This is a genomic window from Stenotrophomonas sp. 05N423 (assembly GCF_056397145.1).
In genome coordinates, this window is sequence record NZ_JBFTMV010000001.1 from 253,340 (window position 1) to 272,031 (window position 18,692).

General features: G+C 69.4%; 13 protein-coding genes. 7 read left to right on the forward strand and 6 right to left on the reverse strand.

Annotated elements, in window-relative coordinates; genetic code table 11:
* Positions 1 to 17 precede the first annotated feature (17 nt).
* Both AC1DGW_RS01130 and AC1DGW_RS01135 read left to right on the forward strand, forming a co-directional pair.
* Entirely contained in the window at positions 18 to 497 is a 480-nt protein-coding gene (locus AC1DGW_RS01130; protein WP_478018822.1) for a VOC family protein, read from the forward strand.
* Positions 498 to 630: 133 nt separating this feature from the next.
* Positions 631 to 2,724 carry a M13 family metallopeptidase gene (locus tag AC1DGW_RS01135; RefSeq protein WP_478018824.1) on the forward strand — a complete coding sequence of 698 codons (2,094 nt, stop codon included), beginning with the start codon at positions 631 to 633 and terminating at the stop codon, positions 2,722 to 2,724.
* A 107-nt stretch (positions 2,725 to 2,831) separates the two neighbouring features.
* Here the strand turns inward: AC1DGW_RS01135 and AC1DGW_RS01140 are convergent, their stop codons facing one another.
* On the reverse strand, positions 2,832 to 3,113 hold the full coding sequence (locus AC1DGW_RS01140; protein ID WP_478018825.1) for an EF-hand domain-containing protein: 282 nt from the start codon (positions 3,111 to 3,113) through the stop codon (positions 2,832 to 2,834).
* Between the two features lie 288 nt (positions 3,114 to 3,401).
* On the opposite strand from AC1DGW_RS01140, the gene cls reads away from it, so the two are divergent.
* Positions 3,402 to 4,904 (forward strand): cardiolipin synthase, encoded by a 1,503-nt coding sequence (gene cls / locus AC1DGW_RS01145; protein ID WP_478018827.1) that lies wholly within the window; start codon positions 3,402 to 3,404, stop codon positions 4,902 to 4,904.
* A gap of 12 nt (positions 4,905 to 4,916) precedes the next feature.
* Here the strand turns inward: cls and AC1DGW_RS01150 are convergent, their stop codons facing one another.
* The 4 genes from AC1DGW_RS01150 to AC1DGW_RS01165 form a co-directional block, all read right to left on the reverse strand.
* Complete coding sequence (locus tag AC1DGW_RS01150) at positions 4,917 to 5,537, reverse strand: HD-GYP domain-containing protein (RefSeq protein WP_478018829.1); 621 nt, start codon at positions 5,535 to 5,537, stop codon at positions 4,917 to 4,919.
* 90 nt (positions 5,538 to 5,627) lie between these two features.
* Complete coding sequence (gene mfd / locus AC1DGW_RS01155) at positions 5,628 to 9,098, reverse strand: transcription-repair coupling factor (protein ID WP_478018830.1); 3,471 nt, start codon at positions 9,096 to 9,098, stop codon at positions 5,628 to 5,630.
* A gap of 239 nt (positions 9,099 to 9,337) precedes the next feature.
* Positions 9,338 to 9,883 carry an N-acetyltransferase family protein gene (locus AC1DGW_RS01160; protein WP_478018831.1) on the reverse strand — a complete coding sequence of 182 codons (546 nt, stop codon included), beginning with the start codon at positions 9,881 to 9,883 and terminating at the stop codon, positions 9,338 to 9,340.
* Between the two features lie 199 nt (positions 9,884 to 10,082).
* Positions 10,083 to 10,940, reverse strand: a complete 858-nt coding sequence (locus AC1DGW_RS01165) for a 23S rRNA (adenine(2030)-N(6))-methyltransferase RlmJ (RefSeq protein WP_478018832.1) — start codon at positions 10,938 to 10,940, stop codon at positions 10,083 to 10,085.
* Positions 10,941 to 10,985: 45 nt separating this feature from the next.
* Here AC1DGW_RS01165 and creB point away from each other — a divergent pair, with 45 nt between their 5' ends.
* Together creB and creC are read left to right on the forward strand one after the other, a co-directional pair.
* Complete coding sequence (creB, locus tag AC1DGW_RS01170; RefSeq protein ID WP_478018833.1) at positions 10,986 to 11,678, forward strand: two-component system response regulator CreB; 693 nt, start codon at positions 10,986 to 10,988, stop codon at positions 11,676 to 11,678.
* Positions 11,679 to 12,167: 489 nt separating this feature from the next.
* Entirely contained in the window at positions 12,168 to 13,607 is a 1,440-nt protein-coding gene (gene creC / locus AC1DGW_RS01175; protein ID WP_478019590.1) for a two-component system sensor histidine kinase CreC, read from the forward strand.
* Positions 13,608 to 13,682: 75 nt separating this feature from the next.
* On the opposite strand, the gene AC1DGW_RS01180 is transcribed toward creC, so the two are convergent.
* The gene (locus tag AC1DGW_RS01180) at positions 13,683 to 16,700 is read right to left on the reverse strand and encodes a putative bifunctional diguanylate cyclase/phosphodiesterase (protein WP_478018834.1); all 3,018 of its coding nucleotides are present in this window, start codon (positions 16,698 to 16,700) and stop codon (positions 13,683 to 13,685) included.
* 218 nt (positions 16,701 to 16,918) lie between these two features.
* Between AC1DGW_RS01180 and creD the strand changes: the two genes are divergently transcribed.
* Entirely contained in the window at positions 16,919 to 18,247 is a 1,329-nt protein-coding gene (gene creD / locus AC1DGW_RS01185; RefSeq protein WP_478018835.1) for a cell envelope integrity protein CreD, read from the forward strand.
* 5 nt (positions 18,248 to 18,252) lie between these two features.
* The gene (locus tag AC1DGW_RS01190; protein WP_478018836.1) at positions 18,253 to 18,633 is read left to right on the forward strand and encodes a hypothetical protein; all 381 of its coding nucleotides are present in this window, start codon (positions 18,253 to 18,255) and stop codon (positions 18,631 to 18,633) included.
* Positions 18,634 to 18,692: the final 59 nt, after the last annotated feature.

Sequence of the window (18,692 nt, forward strand, 5' to 3'; positions counted from 1 at the left end):
CGAGCGAGGAAACCGCGATGATTGCCAAGAACACGATCTGCCTGTGGTACGACGGTACCGCCCTGGAAGCGGCCACCTTCTACGCCGAGACGTTTTCCGACAGCAGGGTGGTGGCCGTCCACCGCGCGCCCGGCGACTATCCCGCCGGCAAACAGGGCGATGTGCTGACGGTCGAATTCACGGTGCTTGGCATTCCGTGCCTGGGCCTGAACGGCGGTCCGGCGTTCAGGCACAGCGAGGCTTTCTCGTTCCAGGTTGCGACCGACGACCAGGCCGAGACCGACCGGCTATGGAACGCGATTGTCGGCAACGGCGGCGAGGAAAGCGCCTGCGGCTGGTGCCGCGACAAGTGGGGGCTGTCGTGGCAGATCACGCCGCGCGCGCTGACCGCCGCCATCACCGATTCCGACCCGGCCGCGGCCAGGCGTGCGTTCGAGGCGATGATGGAAATGCGCAGGATCGACATCGCCGCGATCGAGGCCGCGCGCCGCGGCTGAAGCCGCGCTCCGCAGGCAACGGGAATGTCCCGTCGGGCATGACCTTCGGCCTATCCGTCGCACGGCGCCATCGCCTACGCTCGGCGATTGGCCGCGCGCAGGCGCGGCATTCCCTGCAAGGCCGGAGATCCGCATGACCCTTTCCAAGCTCGTCCCGTTGTCCCTGACCGTCGCCATCGCCGCTTCGCTGGCGGCCTGCGGCAAGACCGAAGCCCCCGCCGCGCAGGCCGAGGCCGCCAAGCCGGCCTTCGACCTGTCGCAGATCAAGACGCCATCGGTGACGTTCAATGCAGCCGACCTGGACCCGGCCGTGTCGGCCTGTACCGACCTCAACGGCTTCGTAAACGGCAAGTGGCTCAAGGCCAACCCGGTGCCGGGCGACCAGGTGACCTGGGGCAGCTTCGAGATCCTGCGCGAGCGCTCGCTGGAAGTGCAGCACGTGCTGGTCGAGCAGGCCGCCGCGGCCAACGGCAAGGCCGGCACGGTGCAGGCGCAGATCGGCGACATCTGGAAGACCGGTTCGGACGAGGCCGCCATCGAGGCCGCCGGCATCAAGCCGCTGCAACCGGAACTGGACAGGATCGCCGCGCTCAACGATGGCGCCGCCATCGCCGGCTACCTGCGCGATGCCTATGCGCAGGGCCAGGGCTTCCTGTTCTCGCTGTACGCCAGCCCGGATTTCAAGGATTCGGCCAACGTCATCGCCTATGTCGGCCAGGGCGGCCTGGGCCTGCCGGAGAAGGGCTATTACTTCGATGAGTCGCAGGCCAAGATCCGCGAGGCCTACGTGGCCTACATCGAGCAGATGCTGGCCCTGTCCGGCGTGGACGCCGCGCAGGCCAAGGAACAGGCCAAGGCGGTGATGGAATTCGAAACGCGTCTGGCCAAGGCCTCGCTGTCGCGCATCGAACTGCGCGACCCGGCCAAGCGCTACAACCCGGTCAGCGCCGTTGATGCCGACAAGCAGACCCCGAACTTCAGCTGGACCGCGCTGTTCGACACGCTGAAGGTGCCGGCCAAGGACAAGTTCTCGCTGGCGCAGCCGGGCTTCTTCGGCGAGCTGGACAAGATGCTGGCCGACGTGCCGGCTGCGACCTGGCAGGCCTACCTGCGCTTCCACACTGTGGACAATGCCGCGCCGTACCTGAGCAAGGCCTTCGAGCAGGCCAACTTCGACTTCTTCAGCAAGACCCTGCGCGGCCAGCAGGAAATGCAGCCGCGCTGGAAGCGCGTGCTGGAATCGGTGAACGGCGCGATGGGCGAGGCGCTGGGCCAGCTGTACGTGGATGCGGTGTTCCCGGCCGAGTCCAAGGTGGCCATGCAGCACCTGGTGGAAAACCTGTCGGTGGCACTGAAGGCGCGCCTGGAGGCGCTGCCGTGGATGGGCGAGGAGACCAAGAAAAAGGCGCTGGAGAAGTGGGCCAGCTTCACCCCGAAGATCGGCTACCCGGACAAGTGGCGCGACTGGTCGGGCCTGGCCACCAGGGGCGACAGTTACCTGGGCAACATGCAGGCCGCGCGCGCGTTCAATTACCGCTACATGCTCGACAAGATCGGCAAGCCGGTGGACAGGACCGAGTGGGGCATGACCCCGCAGACGGTCAACGCCTACTACAACGCGACCAAGAACGAGATCGTGTTCCCGGCGGCGATCCTGCAGCCGCCGTTCTTCGACGCCAAGGCCGACCCGGCGCTGAACTACGGCGGCATCGGCGCGGTGATCGGCCACGAGATGATGCACGGCTACGACGACTCGGGCAGCCAGTTCGCCGCCAACGGCAACTTCGACAACTGGTGGACCGACGCCGACCGCAACTCCTTCAACAGCCGTACCGACCAGCTGGTCGCGCAGTTCGACGGCTATGAGGCGCTGCCGGGCGTGAATGTGAAGGGCAAGTTGACCCTGGGCGAGAACATCGGCGACCTCGGCGGCCTGACCGTGGCCTATGACGCGTTGCAGATGGCGCTCAAGGAAGACCCGTCGAAGAACGTGGCGGTGGATGGCTACAGCGAGGACCAGCGCTTCTTCATGAACTGGGCCACCGTGTGGCGCCGCAACTTCACCGAGGGCGAGCTGCGCGTGCGCCTGAACACCGACCCGCACGCGCCGGCCAACTTCCGCGCCAACGGCACGCCGTCGAACATGCCGGCCTATGCCGCCGCGTTCCAGTGCAAGGCCGGCGACCCGATGGTGCGTGGCGACGACAAGCGCGTGGTCATCTGGTAACCGGCGCCCGCGCCTGCAACCGCTGACAGGGAAGGCCCGGCATCGCCGGGCCTTCCGCTTTCCGGGGCACGGGCGACACCGGCGTCATGACGCCGGCCGTAGCCGCATCACCTGGACGGCATGTGCGCGGCGTGCCCGCAGCGCGCGTATTCCTCGCGGCTCAGGGTCTTGTCCTTGTCGGTATCGCACTTGCGCAGGCGCGCGGCGATGGCGGGCGGGTATACGTCGATTTCGCCCAGGGTCACGATGCCATCCTTGTCCTTGTCGATCGCCTCGTAGCCTGGCAGCGGTGGTGGCGGCACCTGTTTGTCGGCCGCAGCGGCAGTGCCGGCCACGCCGGCGATGACGGCGGCGGCCAGGAACAAGGGCAGGGAAGGGAGGGCATGCATGGCGTCGAACTCCAGGGCGGGGCCGGAACCTCCGGCGCTTCCGTGCGTGCAGATGGCGCCCGTCGACCTTCGCCGCGCGTGAAAAAACGGCAGGACAGCCGTTTTTCGCGGCGAAGCCGCCCGAAGGGGCGCGCACAGGGATGTGCGCCATGAAAAAACGGCGCCCGCCGCCGACGCCGGCAGGGCGGGGTTCAGCCCCCGGCCGTCCGCTGATGCGGCGGTGGCGGCGGGCGTGGTATTGATCCGGCTCCGCCATCGGCGGCTGGCCATCGACCACAGGGAGGCTGCATGGTGCCGGGAACAGGCGGACCGCACGCGCTGCTGCAGTTGGGAATCACCGCCGTCGTGTTCGTGGCGCACCTGCTGGTGGCGGCGCGCGCGCTGACCCGTGCCAACCGCGCACCGGCCTCGCGCGCGGCGTGGGTGGCGGTGGTGATGCTGGCGCCGGTGGTGGGCATGGTCGCCTATCTGCTGCTGGGCGAGACCAGCATCGGCCGCGCGCGCTTCCGCCGCGTGGAACTGGCCCTGGGGCGGATGGGCATGGCGGCGGCCGCGACCACCACGCTGCCCGCGGCCGAGCCGGTGGCGGATACCGCCGCGCCGCTGCTGGAGCTGGCGCGTTCGATCAATGGCCTGCCGGCGGTCGGCGGCAACCGCGTGTCGCTGCTGGGTGATGCCGACAGTCCCGCGGACACGCCTGAGAGCGACTGCCGTCGCGCGCTGGACACGCTGGTGGCCGACATCGGACAGGCCCGCGAGAGCGTGCACATCGCCTTCTACATCTGGCTGGACGATGGCGCCGGCGGCCGCGTGGCCGATGCGGTGGCCGCCGCCGCCCGGCGCGGCGTCGCCTGCCGGGTGATGGTCGACGCGCTGGGCTCGCGCGCCTTCATCGACGGGCCGCGCTGGAAGCAGCTGGGCGAGGCCGGGGTGAAACGGCTGAAAACGCTGGACGACATCAACCGCCTGCAGCACATGGTATTCAGCCGCATGGACCTGCGCGACCACCGCAAGATCGTGGTGATCGACAACCGCATCGCCTACTGCGGCAGCCAGAACTGCGCCGATCCCGAGTTCCGGGTAAAGCCGGCCTGCGCGCCGTGGATCGACGTGCTGCTGCGCTGCGAGGGTCCGGTGGTGGCGCAGGTCCAGTTCCTGTTCCTCAGCGGCTGGATACCGGAGACGGGCGAAGCCGGACTGGACGGCTATGCGGTCGCGGCCGCACCGGCCTGGCATGAAGGCGGCTGCGTCGCCACCGCCTTCGAGACCGGGCCGATCACGCGGCCCAACGCCATGGCCGACATGTTCGTGGCCTGCATCTATGCCGCACGGCGCGAACTGGTGATCACCACGCCGTATTTCGTGCCGGACGAATCCATCCTGCGCGCGCTCTGCGCCGCACCGCGGCGCGGCGTGGGCACGAAGCTGGTGCTTCCGCGCCGCAACGATTCGTGGCTGGTCGGGCAGGCCAGCCGCAGCGCCTACGCCGACCTGCTGCGCAGCGGCGTGGAAGTCCACGAGTACCCGCTGGGCCTGCTGCATGCCAAGTCACTGACCGTCGATGGCAACATCAGCCTGGTGGGGTCGGCCAATATCGACCGGCGCAGCCTGGAGCTCAATTTCGAAAACAGCCTGCTGATCGCCGATCCACAGGTGACCGCCGCGATCCGCCGGCGCCAGGAGAAATACCTGTCCGTGTCCAGCCGGGTGACGCCCGAACAGGTCGACGGCTGGTCGCTCGCCACCCGCCTGGTGCAGAACGCGGTGGCGATGATGTCGCCGGTGCTGTGAGCGCGCCGGGGGTCAGGCGACGGGCAGGGCGCGCCCGCGCAGCAGGCCGCGGAACTCGCCGAACAGGCGCGCATCGACCAGCCGGTTCTTCTCGCGGTTGAGGATGGCCAGCGCATCGTCCGGATCTAGCGGGCCGCGGTAGGGGCGGTGCGAGGTCAGCGCGTCGTAGCCATCGGCGATGGCCAGGATGCGCGCTTCCAGCGGGATGTCCTCGCCCTGCAGGCCGTGCGGATAACCGCTGCCGTCCCAGGCTTCGTGGTGATGCAGGATCAGCCGCGCCACGGCGGCGGCATCGTCGCGGCCAGTGGCTGCGAACAGGCGCGCGCCGCGCTCGGGATGGGTGCGCATCTTTTCCATGCGCGGTTCGTCCAGGCGACCGGGGTGCAGCAGCACGTCGTCGCGGATGCCGATCTTGCCGACATCATGGAAACGTGCGGCCAGCGCCAGCTGCTCCAGCTGCGCGCCGGACAGGCCACAGCGCTCGCCCAGCCCGTGCGCCAGCAGCGAAACCCGGTCGCAGTGCTGGTCGGTGTAGCTGTCGCGCTCGTCCAGGGCGGCGGCGAGCACGGCGATGCCGCAGCTGTCGTTTTCAGGCGGAATGGACAGGCCCGGGGCCGAGGGAATCGAGAACATGGAGCGCCGCACCGCGTGGAGGTGGGCCTGGCCGGGAGGAGGGCGGCCATTGTCCCCGCCGCCTCCGTTCCTGGCAAACCTCACCCCCGCTCACGCCGGCCGCAGCGTGGTCAACAGCGCGCGCGCGGCGTTGAAGCGGTCCGCGCTTTCCGGCAGCGGATGCCGGATGCGCAGTTTGTCCGGGCCGTCCATCTGGTACAGCCTGGGCTGTTTCTGGATCAGCTGGATCACCGCCATCGGATCGATGTCGGGCTTGGCCTCGAACACGATGCGGCCGCCGTTCTCGCCCAGTTCCAGTTTGCGGATGCCCAGCGCGTTGGCCTGCAGCTTGAGTTCGGCGATGGCGAACAGGTGCTTGACCGCATCCGGCAACAGGCCGAAGCGGTCGATCATCTCCACCTGCAGCTCGCGCAGGGCAACGCTGTCGCGCGCGGAGCTGATGCGCTTGTACAGGGTCAGGCGGGTGTGCACGTCGGGCAGGTAGTCTTCCGGAATCAGCGCCGGCACATGCAGCTCGACCTCGGCGCCGCGCGCTTCCTCGCCGCTGTCCAGGTCCGGCAGCTTGCCGGACCTGATCGAACGTACCGCGCGTTCCAGCAGTTCGGTGTAGAGGCTGAAACCGACCTCGGCCATCTGCCCGCTCTGGTCCTCGCCGAGCAGTTCGCCGGCGCCGCGGATCTCCAGGTCGTGCGTGGCCAGGGTGAAGCCGGCGCCGAGTTCGTCCATCGAGGCGATGGCGTCCAGCCGCTTCTGTGCGTCGGGGGTGATCGAGCGCTTGTCCGGCACCACCAGGTAGGCGTAGGCGCGATGGTGTGAACGGCCGACGCGGCCGCGCAGCTGGTGCAGCTGCGCCAGGCCGAAGCGGTCGGCGCGGTTGATGATGATGGTGTTGGCGTTGGGGATGTCGATGCCCGATTCGATGATGGTGCTGGCCAGCAGCACGTTGAAGCGCTGCTTCTGGAAATCCAGCATCACCTTCTCCAGCTCGCGCTCGGGCATCTGGCCATGGGCCATGCCGATGCGCGCCTCGGGTACCAGTTCGGACAGCTCGCGCTGCATCCGGCCCATGCTCTCCACGTCGTTGTGCAGGAAGTACAGCTGGCCGCCGCGCGACAGCTCGCGCTGGAATGCCTCGCGCAGCTGCGCGTTGTCCCACTGGGTGACGAAGGTCTGCACCGCCAGCCGGTTCGGGGGCGGCGTGGCGATGATCGACAGGTCGCGAAGCCCGGCCATGGCCATGTTGAGCGTGCGCGGGATCGGCGTGGCGGTGAGCGTGAGCAGGTGCACGTTGGCGCGCATCGCCTTCAGCGCTTCCTTCTGGCGCACGCCGAAGCGCTGCTCCTCGTCGACGATGACCAGGCCCAGGTCCCTGAACTTCACGTCCGGCTGCAGCAGCCGGTGGGTGCCGACGATCACGTCGATGCTGCCCTCGGCGACCTTGTCCAGTTCGGCCTTGATCTCCTTGGTGGACTTGAAGCGCGACAGCACTTCGACCTTGAGCGGGTAATCGGCGAAGCGGTCGCGGAAATTGCGGTAATGCTGCTCGGCCAGCAGGGTGGTCGGCACCAGCACCGCCACCTGCTTGCCGCCGCTGGCGGCGGCGAAGGCCGCGCGCAGGGCGACTTCGGTCTTGCCGAAACCGACGTCGCCGCAGACCACGCGGTCCATCGGCTGGCTGGACTGCAGGTCGCGCAGGGTCGCATCGATCGCGGCCTGCTGGTCGGCGGTTTCCTCGAACGGGAAACCTGCGGCGAACGGCTCGTACATCGCGCGGTCGATGTCCAGCGCCAGGCCGGCGCGGGCCTGGCGCCGCGCCTGGATCTCCAGCAGCTCGGCGGCGACGTCGCGCACCTTCTCGGCGGCCTTGCGCTTGGCCTTGGCCCATTGCTCGCCGCCCAGCGAATGCAGCGGCGCGGTTTCCGGCGAGGCGCCGGAGTAGCGGCTGATCAGGTGCAGCTGCGCGACCGGCACGTACAGGCGGTCGCCCTTGGCGTATTCGATTTCCAGGAATTCGCCGGGCATGCCGCCGACATCCATCGCGATCAGCCCGCGGTAGCGGCCGACGCCATGGTCCTCATGCACGATGGGCGCGCCCTCGGTCAGTTCGCCGAGGTCGCGGATGATCGCTTCCGGTTCGCGCCCGGCGCGGCGGGTGCGGCGTGGCTGGCCGGCGCGTTCGGGGAACAGCTGGCGCTCGGTGAGCACCGCCAGCGCCGGTTCGGCCAGGGCGAAGCCGTCGTCCAGCGGCGCCACGGTGATGGCGAAGCGCGGCGCATCGTCGGCCAGGAAGGCCGGCAGGCCCGGCACCACGGGCGGTCGCAGGTCAGCGGCCTGCAGCACTTCCAGCAGCGCCTCGCGGCGGCCCGGCGAATCGGCGGCGACCAGCACCCGGCCCGGGTAGTGGTCGAGGAACGACTTGAGCGCCTGCCCGGCCGGCGCGTCCTTGGCGGCCACCGGCAACGGCGGCAGCGGCTGGTCGCCCAGCGCCTGCGCCTCGGCGATGCGCGGATGGTCGGCCGGCCACACTTCCACGCGCGGCTGCCTGTTGAACTGCTCGCGCAGGCTGTCCGGCGACTGGTAGATCTCCTCCGGCGGCAGCAGCGGCCGTTCGATGTCGTGGCGGCGCTGCTCGTAGCGGCTGCGGGTCTGCGTCCAGAACGCATCGGCGGCCTCGCCTACGCCGGGCGCGACCACGGTGAGGAAGCCTTCGGGCAGGTAGTCGAACAGCGTTGCGGTTTTGTCGAAGAACAGCGGCAGGAAGTACTCGATGCCCGAGGGCAGCACGCCGGCCTTCAGGTCCTGGTAGAGCGGGCTGCGGCGGGTGTCCACGTCGAAACGTTCGCGCAGCGTGGCCAGTACCTTCGCAAGGCCGGCCTCGTCCATCGGCACTTCGCGGCCCGGCAGCATCTTCACTGCGCTCACCTTGTCGAGCGAGCGCTGCGATTCGGGGTCGAATTCGCGGATCGAATCGATGTCCTCGTCCAGCAGTTCGATGCGCAGCGGCGTGTCGGCGCCCATCGGATAGACGTCGAGCAGGCCGCCGCGCACGGCGAAGTCGCCCGGGTCCATCACCTGCGGCACGTTGCGGTAACCGGCGCTTTCCAGTCGGCGCTTCTCCGCGTCCATGTCCAGGCGCTGGCCGACCGCCAGGTCGAAGCTTCCGCCGACGATATAGCTCAACGGCGCAAGCCGCTGCAGCAGGGTCTGCACCGGCACCACCACGATGCCGCGGGCGAGCGTGGGCAGGCGGTGCAGCGCGGCCAGGCGCTGGGAAATGATGTCCGGGTGCGGGCTGAATTGATCGTAGGGCAGGGTTTCCCAGTCCGGGAACGGCACTACCGGCAAGGTCGCATCGTCGCCCAGCAGGGTCTGCAGGTCGGCGACGGTCTGGTGCGCGCCGTGGTTGTCGCGGGTGACCAGCAGCAGCGGCCCGGCGTGCACCTGCGCGGCGCGGGCCACGTGCCAGGCCAGCGCGCTGGTCGAAGCGGGAGCGCGCCACCAGGCGCGGAGCTGGCCCGCACGGGGCAGCGGCGGAACGGGATAGGGGGCGTGATGCGGCATGAGACCGCCGATTTTACCGCAGTGCCGGCCGGCGGCCGGCAAGTACGGCAATCGGCGTCATCGCCGCCGGCCAGTGGCCGACGCTGCCGGATGCGTCTGGAGGGAAGCCCTCGAGTTGGCGGCGGTGAAGCGGCGGTGCATGGGGGGTTGCGCGCAGGAGCGGCTTTGCGGTGCGAGACGATGGCTGGAAGCGTGCCCGCCGGGGACGGCGGGCGCAACGCGGTATTGCGGCCTCGTCCTCAGCTGCCCAGTTCCAGCACCATCCGCACCAGGCCCGGCGTGCCGGAGGGGTGCGGCACCTGCCTGAAGCCCAGCGAGGCGGCCAGTTGCAGCATCGGTTCATTGTCCTGGGCGATGTCGCCGTACATGCGGTCCAGGTATTTGCCGCGCGCCCATTTCACCAGCTTGCGCATCAGTTGCCGGCCCAGGCCCTGGCCGGCAAGGAAGCGGCTGACCAGGATGGCGTACTCGGCGTCGCGGGTGCCGGGGATGATCGAGGCCCGCGCTACCGCGCCGACCACGGCTTCGCCCGGTGGCAGCGGTTCGGCGGCGACCAGCGAGATTTCGGTTTTCGGGTTCGGATGGGTCAGGCGCTGGGCGGTTTCGTCCGACAGCACGTCCACGGCCTGCAGGAAGCGATCGCGGACTTCTTCCGGCCCGAACAGCGCGAACGCGCCCTGCAGCGGTGCGCCGTCTTCGGGGCGGATGGGACGGATGAGCAGTTCCCGGCCGCTGGGAGCCTTGAAGTTTTCATGCCACGGGGGCATGCGGTTGCGGGTAGCCATGACTGCGGTTCCTCCAGAGTCCGCCGATTCTTGCACCTGCAGCGTGAGGTTCTGTGAACGCGGTTCAACCGTGGCGAAAGCCCGGGGGGGCAGCGGATTTCCGCTGCGGGAGCACCGTCGGGCGCGACCGGCCCGGGCCAGGAGAAGCCCCGTGCGCGGACCGTACCGCCCCTCCTGTGGTGGAGCGTGGCCGGCAGGCTCAATCCCCGCTCTTGAGCCACTCCAGCCGTGTCGACGCGCCGGCTTGGCCCAGTTCGCGCTGCAGGACCGGCAGCGCCGGGGCCAGCGCCTGGTCGAACTGCCAGGGCGGATTGAGCAGCAGCATGCCGCTGCCGTTCAGGCGCAGCGGCGAATCGTCCGGGCGCACCATCAGCTCGGCCACCAGCGCCGACTTCACCGGCAGCGCGGCGGCCTTGCGGAAGAACGGCAGCAGGCTGCGGCGCTGCTTGATCGGGTACCACACCGCACACTGGGCCTGCGGCATGCGTGCCAGGATCTCGCGCAGCGTGGCGATGATCTGCGGGTATTCGGCGTCCTGCACCTCGTAGGGCGGGTCGATCAGCACCAGGGCACGGCCGATCTTCGTCTCGCCGGCTCTGGGCGGCAGCAGGGCGCGGATGCTGTCGTAGCCGTTGGCAGCCAGCACCTGCACGCGGCGGTCGCGGGCGAACAGTTCCTTCAGCGCCGCCGCTTCTTCCGGCTGCAGTTCGCAGGCGGCCAGGCGGTCCTGCTCGCGCATGGCCTGGGCGGCCAGCAGCGGCGAACCGGGATAGGCGATCAGGCCGCCAACGGGGTTGTTGGCCTGGATCGCGCGCAGATAGCGCTCCACCACTTCCGGCAGGGTCGGCGAGGCCATCAGCTGCGCGATGCCTTCGTCGGCCTCGGTGGTCTTGCGGCTTTCCTCGGCCGACAGCAGGTAGCGGCCGCGGCCGGCATGGGTGTCGAGCACGAAGAACGGCGTGTCCTTGCGCTTGAGCGCGTCGATCAGGGCGAGCAGGACGATGTGCTTGAGCACGTCGGCGTGGTTGCCGGCATGGAAGGCGTGGCGGTAGTTCATCGGTGCAGTGTACGGGCGCCGCCCGGGGGCGGCTATGCTGGCGCCATGTCCGAACAGCCCGCCCGCGTGCTCGTCGTCGAAGACGAGGCCGCCATCGCCGATACCGTCCTGTACGCGCTGCGCAGCGAGGGCCATGCGGCCGAGCACTGCGCGCTGGGGCGGCAGGCGCTGGAACGGCTGCGCGAAGGCGGCATCGACGTGGTGGTGCTGGACGTGGGCCTGCCCGACCTGGGCGGCTTCGAGGTCTGCCGCCAGCTGCGGACGTTCAGCCAGGTGCCGGTGATCTTCCTCACCGCGCGCAACGACGAGTTCGACCGGGTGCTGGGCCTGGAACTGGGCGCGGACGATTACGTGGGCAAGCCGTTCTCGCCGCGCGAGCTGGTGGCGCGGGTGCGCGCGCGGCTGCGGCGGCCGGCGCAGGCGGCACCGGCCGAGGCGGGCTGGGTGCGGCAGGGGGCGTTCGCGATCGATCGCGAGGGACGGCGGGTGCGCTACCGCGACGGGCTGCTGGACCTGACCCGTTACGAATATGCGCTGCTGGCGGCGCTGCTGCAGCGGCCGGGGGCGATCCTCAGTCGTGCACAGTTGATGGAACGTGGCTGGGACCATGCCAGCGACAGCGCCGACCGCACGGTGGATACGCATGTGAAGACCTTGCGCGCGAAGCTGCGTGCGGCGGGGGCGGAGGATGATCCGATCCGCACGCACCGGGGCGTGGGGTATGCGCTGGATGTCTGAAGTTCCTGGAAATCCGGCGCGTGCGTTGGGGCGACTTTTGAAGCCCCTTCTCCTTTGCGGGGAGACGACAGGCTCCACGCGCTACCGGCGCGCATGCGTTGGAGCGTGGGGCGGAGGCAACGCCTCGCGATCCCTGATCGAACGAAGTGTGGCTCTTTCCAGTTCGTGGTTGAAGGCAACTGCAAGGGCTTTCGCTCCCGCTTCGCGTGAGCGAGTTACTTTTCTTTGCTCGTGCAAAGAAAAGGTAACCAAAAGAAAGCACGCCCTGCCTCCGCGCCCGACGCGCTGCGCGCGCCGGGTCCACTCCGCCGCCGGGATTTTTCGACACGACATCCCTGTCGTGTCGAAAAACGACGTGCATCCATGCACGTCGCCCTTCGGGTCTTGTCCGTCGGCTCCGTCGCTACGGAAGGGAACCCGGAAAATCAAAAGCCGAAGCAACCGCAAGGTCACGGGCAACGGCAGCAGCTTTGATCATGTGGGGTGGGCGTGCGCCTCGGCCTGAAACTCTTCCTCGGCTTCTTCCTGATCGTCGGCATCGCCGCGTTCTTCGTGATGCGCGTGTTCGTGGATGAGGTCAAGCCGGGCGTGCGCCAGGCGATGGAATCCACCCTGGTCGATGCGGCCAACGTGCTGGCGGTGATGGCCGCGCCGGATCTGAAGGCCGGTCACATTGCCGACGGCCGCTTCGCCGAGCAGGTGGCGACCGCGCAGCGGCGTGATCCGCGGGCGATGGTGTGGCGTTTTCCCAAGCGCAGCATCGACTACCGGGTTACCGTGACCGATGCGCGCGGCATCGTCGTCTACGACTCGCGCGGGCAGGACGTGGGCCGCGACAACTCGCGCTGGAACGATGTCTACCGCACCCTGCGCGGCCAGTACGGCGCACGCTCCAGCCCGGGAACGCCGGGCGACGTGGACAGCACGGTCATGCACGTGGCCGCGCCGGTCTACGACCCGGTCGACGGGCATGCCCTGATCGGCGTGCTGACCCTGGCCCAGCCCAACGACAGCATCGAACCGTTCATCACCGCCAGCCAGCGCGCCATCGTCGCGCGCGGCGCATGGCTGATCGGTTCGGCGGCGCTGATCGGGTTGTTGATGACCTGGTGGCTGGCGCGTGGCATCGGCAGCCTGAGCCGCTATGCGACGGCGGTCAGCGCCGGTGAGCCGGTGCCGCCGCCCAGGCCGCGCGGCGACGAGATCGGCGACCTCGGCCGGGCCCTGGAGACCATGCGCCGCAAGCTTGAAGGCAAGGCCTATGTCGAGCAGTACGTGCAGTCGCTCACGCACGAGATGAAGAGTCCGCTGGCGGCCATCCGCGGCGCCGCCGAGCTGCTGCAGGAGCCCCTGCCCGAAGCCGACCGGCAGCGCTTCGCCGCCAACATCGCGCAGCAGGAGCGGCGCCTGACCGAGACCATCGACCAGCTGCTGCGGCTGGCCGAGGTGGAACAGCATGGCTGGCTGCAGCGGCGCACGGCGGTGGACCTGTCGGCGCTGTGCCGGCAGCTCGCCGAGGACGCGGGGCCGCGCCTGCAGGCCGCGCGCCTGTCGCTGCACTGCGAACTGCCGGACCACGCGCCGGTGCAGGGTGATGCGTTCCTGCTGCGGCAGGCGCTGGGCAATCTGCTGGACAACGCCATCGCGTTCTCGCCGGAAGGCGGCCGGATCGGGCTGCGGCTGGGTGCGGAGAACGAGGGCTGGGAGGTGGTGCTGTCCGACCAGGGGCCGGGGGTGCCGGATTACGCGCTGGAACGGGTGTTCGAGCGCTTCTACTCGCTGGCCCGCCCCGGCAGCGGGCAGCGCAGCTCCGGGTTGGGCCTGCCGTTCGTGGCCGAGGTCGCGCGCCTGCATGGCGGACACGCGCGCCTGCGCAACGGCGAAGGCGGCGGCGCGCTCGCCGCGTTCTGGCTGCCGTCGTCGTTGTAGATGAGGGGTTTTCCCCGCGCGAAGGCCCGGTAATGCCGCATCCGCGTTCCATGGGCGCGCGGATGCGGTGGTCGATCAATCCGGCATCAATGCCGGATGGTCGGCGCGCGGCCTGTCCAGGTGGTAGCCCTGCACCATGTCCACGCCCATGCCACGCAGCATCTGCAGGGTGGCTTCATCCTCGACGAACTCGGCCACGGTCAGCTTGCCCATGCCGCGCGCCACTTCGATGATGGCGCGCACGAACACCTGGTTGTCGTGCTCGCTGGGCAGGTCGCGGATGAACATGCCGTCGATCTTGAGCACGTCGGCCCGCAGGTTCTTGAGGTAGGCGAACGACGAGAAGCCGGTACCGAAGTCGTCCAGGCAGATCGGGCAGCCTGTATCGCGCAGCGCGGCGATGAAGCGCGCTGCATCGCCCATGTCCGAGACCGCCGAGGTCTCGGTCAGTTCCACCAGCAGGCGCCGGGGTGCGACATGCTGGCGGCGCAGCTGGCCGCCGATCCAGGCGGGTAGTTCGGGATCGTCGAAGGAGCGCCCGGAGATGTTGACGGCGATGGCCGGCAGACGGGGGTGTGCGGCCAGCAGGCGGATGCTCTCGCCGATCACCCAGCGGTCGATCTCCAGGATCTTGCCGCTCTTCTCCGCCGGTTCGATGAACTGCGCGGGCATGATGAGTTGGCCGGGATTGGCGTCGTCCTCCATGCGGATCAGCGCTTCCAGGTGTGCCAGGCGGCCGTCGTCGGCGTGGTGGACGCCCTGGAAATGCAGGCGCAGCAGGTCGTGTTCCAGCGCGCTCGCGATGCGGTCGTTCCAGGCCAGCCGGCTCGCCATTTCCCGCGAGCTGTCGCGGTCCGGGCGATACACGTTCCAGCGGTTCTTGCCGGTGTGCTTGGCCTGGTACATCGCCGCGTCGGCATGGGCGACGAGGTCCTCGGCGTTGTCTGCGTGGGTGGGGAAGTGGGCGATGCCCAGGCTCGTGGTCAGGCGCACGGTCTGTTCGTGCAGGCGCAGCGGCGTCTGCGAGATGCGCAGCACGATGCGTTCGGCCAGGTGCTGGGCGTCGTCCAGGCTGGCATGCGGCATGAGCACGGCGAATTCGTCGCCGCCCAGGCGGAACAGGGTTTCGCCGCTGCGCACCAGGGTGCGGATCTCGACCGCCATGCGGTTGAGGACCGAGTCACCGGCGCGATGGCCGAAGGTGTCGTTGATGTACTTGAACTCGTCCAGGTCGAAGAACAGCAGGGCGGCCTGGCTCGGCGTGCGTTCGGCGGCATGGAAGAAGTGCGCCAGGTCGTCTTCGAAGCGGCGCCGGTTGTACAGGCTGGTCAGCGGATCGTGCTGGGCCAGCCGCACCAGCTGCTCGGCGGTCTGGCGCTCGTGGGTGATGTCTTCCTGCACCCACAGGCGGCCGATGAGGTGCTCCTGCGCATCGCGCACCGGGTAGGCGTCGTGCATGACGATGCGGCCGTCGTGCAGGCGGATTTCCAGCCGCTTGTGCAGGTCGGGGGAGACAACCGCCTCGTCCAGGTGGCTGCGGAACGCCCGCGGGTCGATCATCAGCCGCTGCGAGGCTTCCAGCCACTGGTCGGTGGTGCTGCCGACCACGGTGATGCCCTCCGGGAAGTCCCACATGGCGAGGAAGGCGGCATTGCAGTAGGTCGCGCGGTTCTCGTCGCCGACGAACAGGATGCCCAGGTTCATCGCGCCGAGCAGCGCCAGCAGGCGCGCGCGCTCCTCCTCCAGCCGGGTCATGAACTGGCGGCGTTCGTCGATCTCGGTCTGCAGCGCCTGCGCATGCGCGAACTGCAGGGCGCGCTGCTGCACCAGTTCCTCGACCATGTCGTCGAACGCGTCGGCCAGGTGCCCCAGCTCGTCGTTGCCCTGCATCGCGATGGGTTTGGGTTCGCGGCCCTGGCTCAGTTCGTCCACCGCCTGGGTCAGGCGCTTGAGCGGTACCGCGAACAGCGAGCCCACCCGGCGGCGCAGCAGCCACATCGCCGGCAGCAGGCCGAGGATGCCGAAGCTGGACACGGCCAGCAGCCCCCACATCAGCACCTGGTCCACCCGCGCCTGCGGCAGCAGGAACACCTGGTACCAGCCGGGGCCGTGGATCTTCGACCACGCCACCCAATGGCTGCCGTCCGGCGAGCGGCCGACGCCGTTGTCGGCATGGCCATACGCGATCATGCCGTGTACCTGCGCCAGCAGCGGGTCGTCGAGGGCGGACAATTTCAGCTGCCCATCGGCGGCGGCGATGCGCCGGCTGAACTGCGGATGCGCGATCAGCGCGCCGTCCGCGCCCATGACCAGCTGCACGCCGGCACCGTCGGCATCGACGGTCCGGTCGATCAGGCTCTGCACCGAGACGTCGTGGCCCAGCGTGCCCGCCCAGCGCCCCTGCCAGTCCAGTGGCTTGATCACCGACACCATCCAGGTATCGGCCTGCCGGTCCAGGTAGACCGGCGTCCAGAACACCTTGCGCTGCGGATTGCGGCGCGGGTCCGAGCCCTGCATCGTCGGGTAGCCGGCGTTGGTGGCGCTGGCGTCGGCGTTGCTGCCCCAGTCCATGCCATGGGCATAGACCATCAGGCCGTCCTCCACGAAGTCCATGTAGACCGAGAAGAACGGCGGTACCAGCGCCGGGCCCTGTTCGCGCAGCAGATCGTAGGCGACCACCGCGCGCAGGCGCGCCGACGCGTCCAGTCCCTGCGGCGGCTGGTGCAGGTACAGGGTAGGCGCGCGCTCGGGGTCCACCTGCGCGGGCTGCAGCCGCCACAGGCCGTCGGGGCTGCGCGCGAACAAGGTGTCGAAGCGCGCCAGGGTGGCGTCGCGATCGGCATGGTCCAGCCGCCACAGCAGTTCGCGCTGCAGGCGGAGCACGCTCTGTTCGGCCTGCAGGAACTGGCCTTCATTGGCCCTGGCGCGCAGGTCGACGGTGCGCTGCGCCACCATCGGCACGACCCGGTCGGTCACCACGCGCATGGCCAGGTAGCCGAATGCCGAAAGCAGCAGGAGGAGGGCGAGGAACAGGCCCCATATGCTCAGGGACAGCCGGTGGATCAGCGAAGTACGCGACCTGGCATGCAGCACGTAGGGTTCCTTCGGGGAAGTGGCGGCGCGGCCGGTGGATGCCGGGCGGCGGGGCAACGCGGATTCATACTATGTCGCGGCGGGTGTCCGCAACCGGCCATTGCTCTCGCCCGGCGTCCGCCGTCGCCAGCGGCCGCTTCACGCCCACTTCAAATCCGCCACAAACCGCGCACATCCAGCGCGGCCACCCTGTGCCCGTTTCCACACGAGGACGGGCCATGACTTCCCTGAAACTGCTGTTGCGCTTCGCCGTGGTCGGCGGGCTGGTATTGCTGCTGTTGATTCCCCTGATGTTGATCCGCGGAACGATCGGCGAGCGCGAGCGTTACCGCGACCAGGCCATCGAGCGGGTCGCGCAGAGCCGTGCCGGCGCGCAGTCGCTGATCGGCCCGGTACGGGTGCTGCCGTGGACGCAGCAGCGCGAGGTCGAGGTGGTCGAGGCGGGCGTGCGCAAGACCGAGCTGCAGACCGAGCACGGCTACGACCTGCAGATGCCCCGGCAGTTGCGCGTGCAGGGCGAAATGCGCCCGGACGAGCGCCGCGTCGGCCTGTTCCGGGTGCCGGTGTACAGCTGGCATGCGCGCCTGCAGGCCGAGTTCGCCGACACCGCCTATGCCGCCACGCCGGGTCGCGTCTACGGCCAGCCCTATCTGGCGCTGGGCATCGCCGACGTGCGCGGCCTGGTCGGCACGCCGAACCTGCGCGTGGACGGGCGCGCCCTGCCGCTGCAGGCCGGCTCGCGGGCGCTGGAGCGTACTTCCAAGGGCCTGCATGCCACGCTGGCGCCGTTGGCCGATCCGTCCCGGGGCATCCTGGCCGAGGGGCGCAAGGTCGAGCTGGAGTTCGTGCTGGACGGCACGCGTTCGCTGTCGGTGGTGCCGGTGGGCGACGACACCCGCGTGGCGCTGTCCTCGCCGTGGCCGCATCCGCTGTTCGGCGGCAGCTTCCTGCCCAACGAACGCAGCATCGACGATGCCGGCTTCAAGGCCGACTGGGCGGTGTCCTCGCTGGCGTCTGCCGCGCAGGAGCAACTGCGCCGCAGCCTGCGCAGCGAGGGCGGCAGCGTCGAGGCGCTGGAGGTGGCGCTGGTCGATCCGGTGGACGTGTACACGCAGGCCGACCGCGCCAGCAAGTACGGCATCCTGTTCGTGCTGCTGACCTTCGTCGGCTTCGTGCTGTTCGAGCTGATCAAGCGGCTGAAGATCCACCCGCTGCAATACCTGCTGGTCGGCCTGGCGCTGGCGATCTTCTTCCTGCTGCTGCTGAGCCTGTCCGAGCACATCGCTTTCTGGCAGGCCTACCTGGTATCGGCGGCGGCCTGCATCGGCCTGCAGGGTTTTTACCTGTCCGGTGCGCTGCACAGCTGGAAGCGCGGGCTGGGCTTCTCCACCATGCTGACCCTGCTGTATGGCGTTCTCTACGTGCTGCTGGCCTCGGAGAACAACGCGCTGCTGATGGGGTCGCTGCTGCTGTTCGGGATCCTGGCGGCGATCATGTGGATCACCCGCAAGGTGGACTGGTACGACGTCGGCACCGGCCTGCGGTGAGCGCGATGCGACTGCGCACACGGTTGTTGTGGCGGCTGCGGCAACTGCTGCCGCCGGAGTTGGCGCGGGCGGTGCTGCGGGTGGAGCGGGGCGGGGGCTGGTCCGCTTCGCCGCTGGCCGCGCTGGGGCTGGGGGCGGCCGCGCGCTGTGGCTGCCTGCGCCTGAAGCTGGATGGCGCGCTGGCGGCAATCATCCGCCAGCGCGGCGTCGCCGGTCTGCCGGCGCTGGATGGCGAAGGTCGATGGCAGGCGCTGGGCCGCCGTGGCCTGCGCTTCAAGGCGGTACTGCGGCGTTCGCGGCAGGTGGTGGTGTGCGATGCCCTGCATGAGCGGGTATGGCTGCTGTGGCGCGAGCCGGGCACGGTGCGATGCGGGCGCGCGTACTGATGCTGGAGGCGACGGGGATGCGCCGCGGAACGGCTGCGATGATGCGGTGTTCCGCAAGC

Excerpts from the sequence above, each read along its gene's own strand:
- AC1DGW_RS01130 (WP_478018822.1), top strand. The coding sequence starts at position 18 with ATGATTGCCAAGAACACGATCTGCCTGTGGTACGACGGTACCGCCCTG.
- AC1DGW_RS01135 (WP_478018824.1), top strand. The coding sequence starts at position 631 with ATGACCCTTTCCAAGCTCGTCCCGTTGTCCCTGACCGTCGCCATCGCC.
- AC1DGW_RS01140 (WP_478018825.1), bottom strand. The coding sequence starts at position 3,113 with ATGCATGCCCTCCCTTCCCTGCCCTTGTTCCTGGCCGCCGCCGTCATC.
- cls (WP_478018827.1), top strand. The coding sequence starts at position 3,402 with ATGGTGCCGGGAACAGGCGGACCGCACGCGCTGCTGCAGTTGGGAATC.
- AC1DGW_RS01150 (WP_478018829.1), bottom strand. The coding sequence starts at position 5,537 with ATGTTCTCGATTCCCTCGGCCCCGGGCCTGTCCATTCCGCCTGAAAAC.
- mfd (WP_478018830.1), bottom strand. The coding sequence starts at position 9,098 with ATGCCGCATCACGCCCCCTATCCCGTTCCGCCGCTGCCCCGTGCGGGC.
- AC1DGW_RS01160 (WP_478018831.1), bottom strand. The coding sequence starts at position 9,883 with ATGGCTACCCGCAACCGCATGCCCCCGTGGCATGAAAACTTCAAGGCT.
- AC1DGW_RS01165 (WP_478018832.1), bottom strand. The coding sequence starts at position 10,940 with ATGAACTACCGCCACGCCTTCCATGCCGGCAACCACGCCGACGTGCTC.
- creB (WP_478018833.1), top strand. The coding sequence starts at position 10,986 with ATGTCCGAACAGCCCGCCCGCGTGCTCGTCGTCGAAGACGAGGCCGCC.
- creD (WP_478018835.1), top strand. The coding sequence starts at position 16,919 with ATGACTTCCCTGAAACTGCTGTTGCGCTTCGCCGTGGTCGGCGGGCTG.
- AC1DGW_RS01190 (WP_478018836.1), top strand. The coding sequence starts at position 18,253 with ATGCGACTGCGCACACGGTTGTTGTGGCGGCTGCGGCAACTGCTGCCG.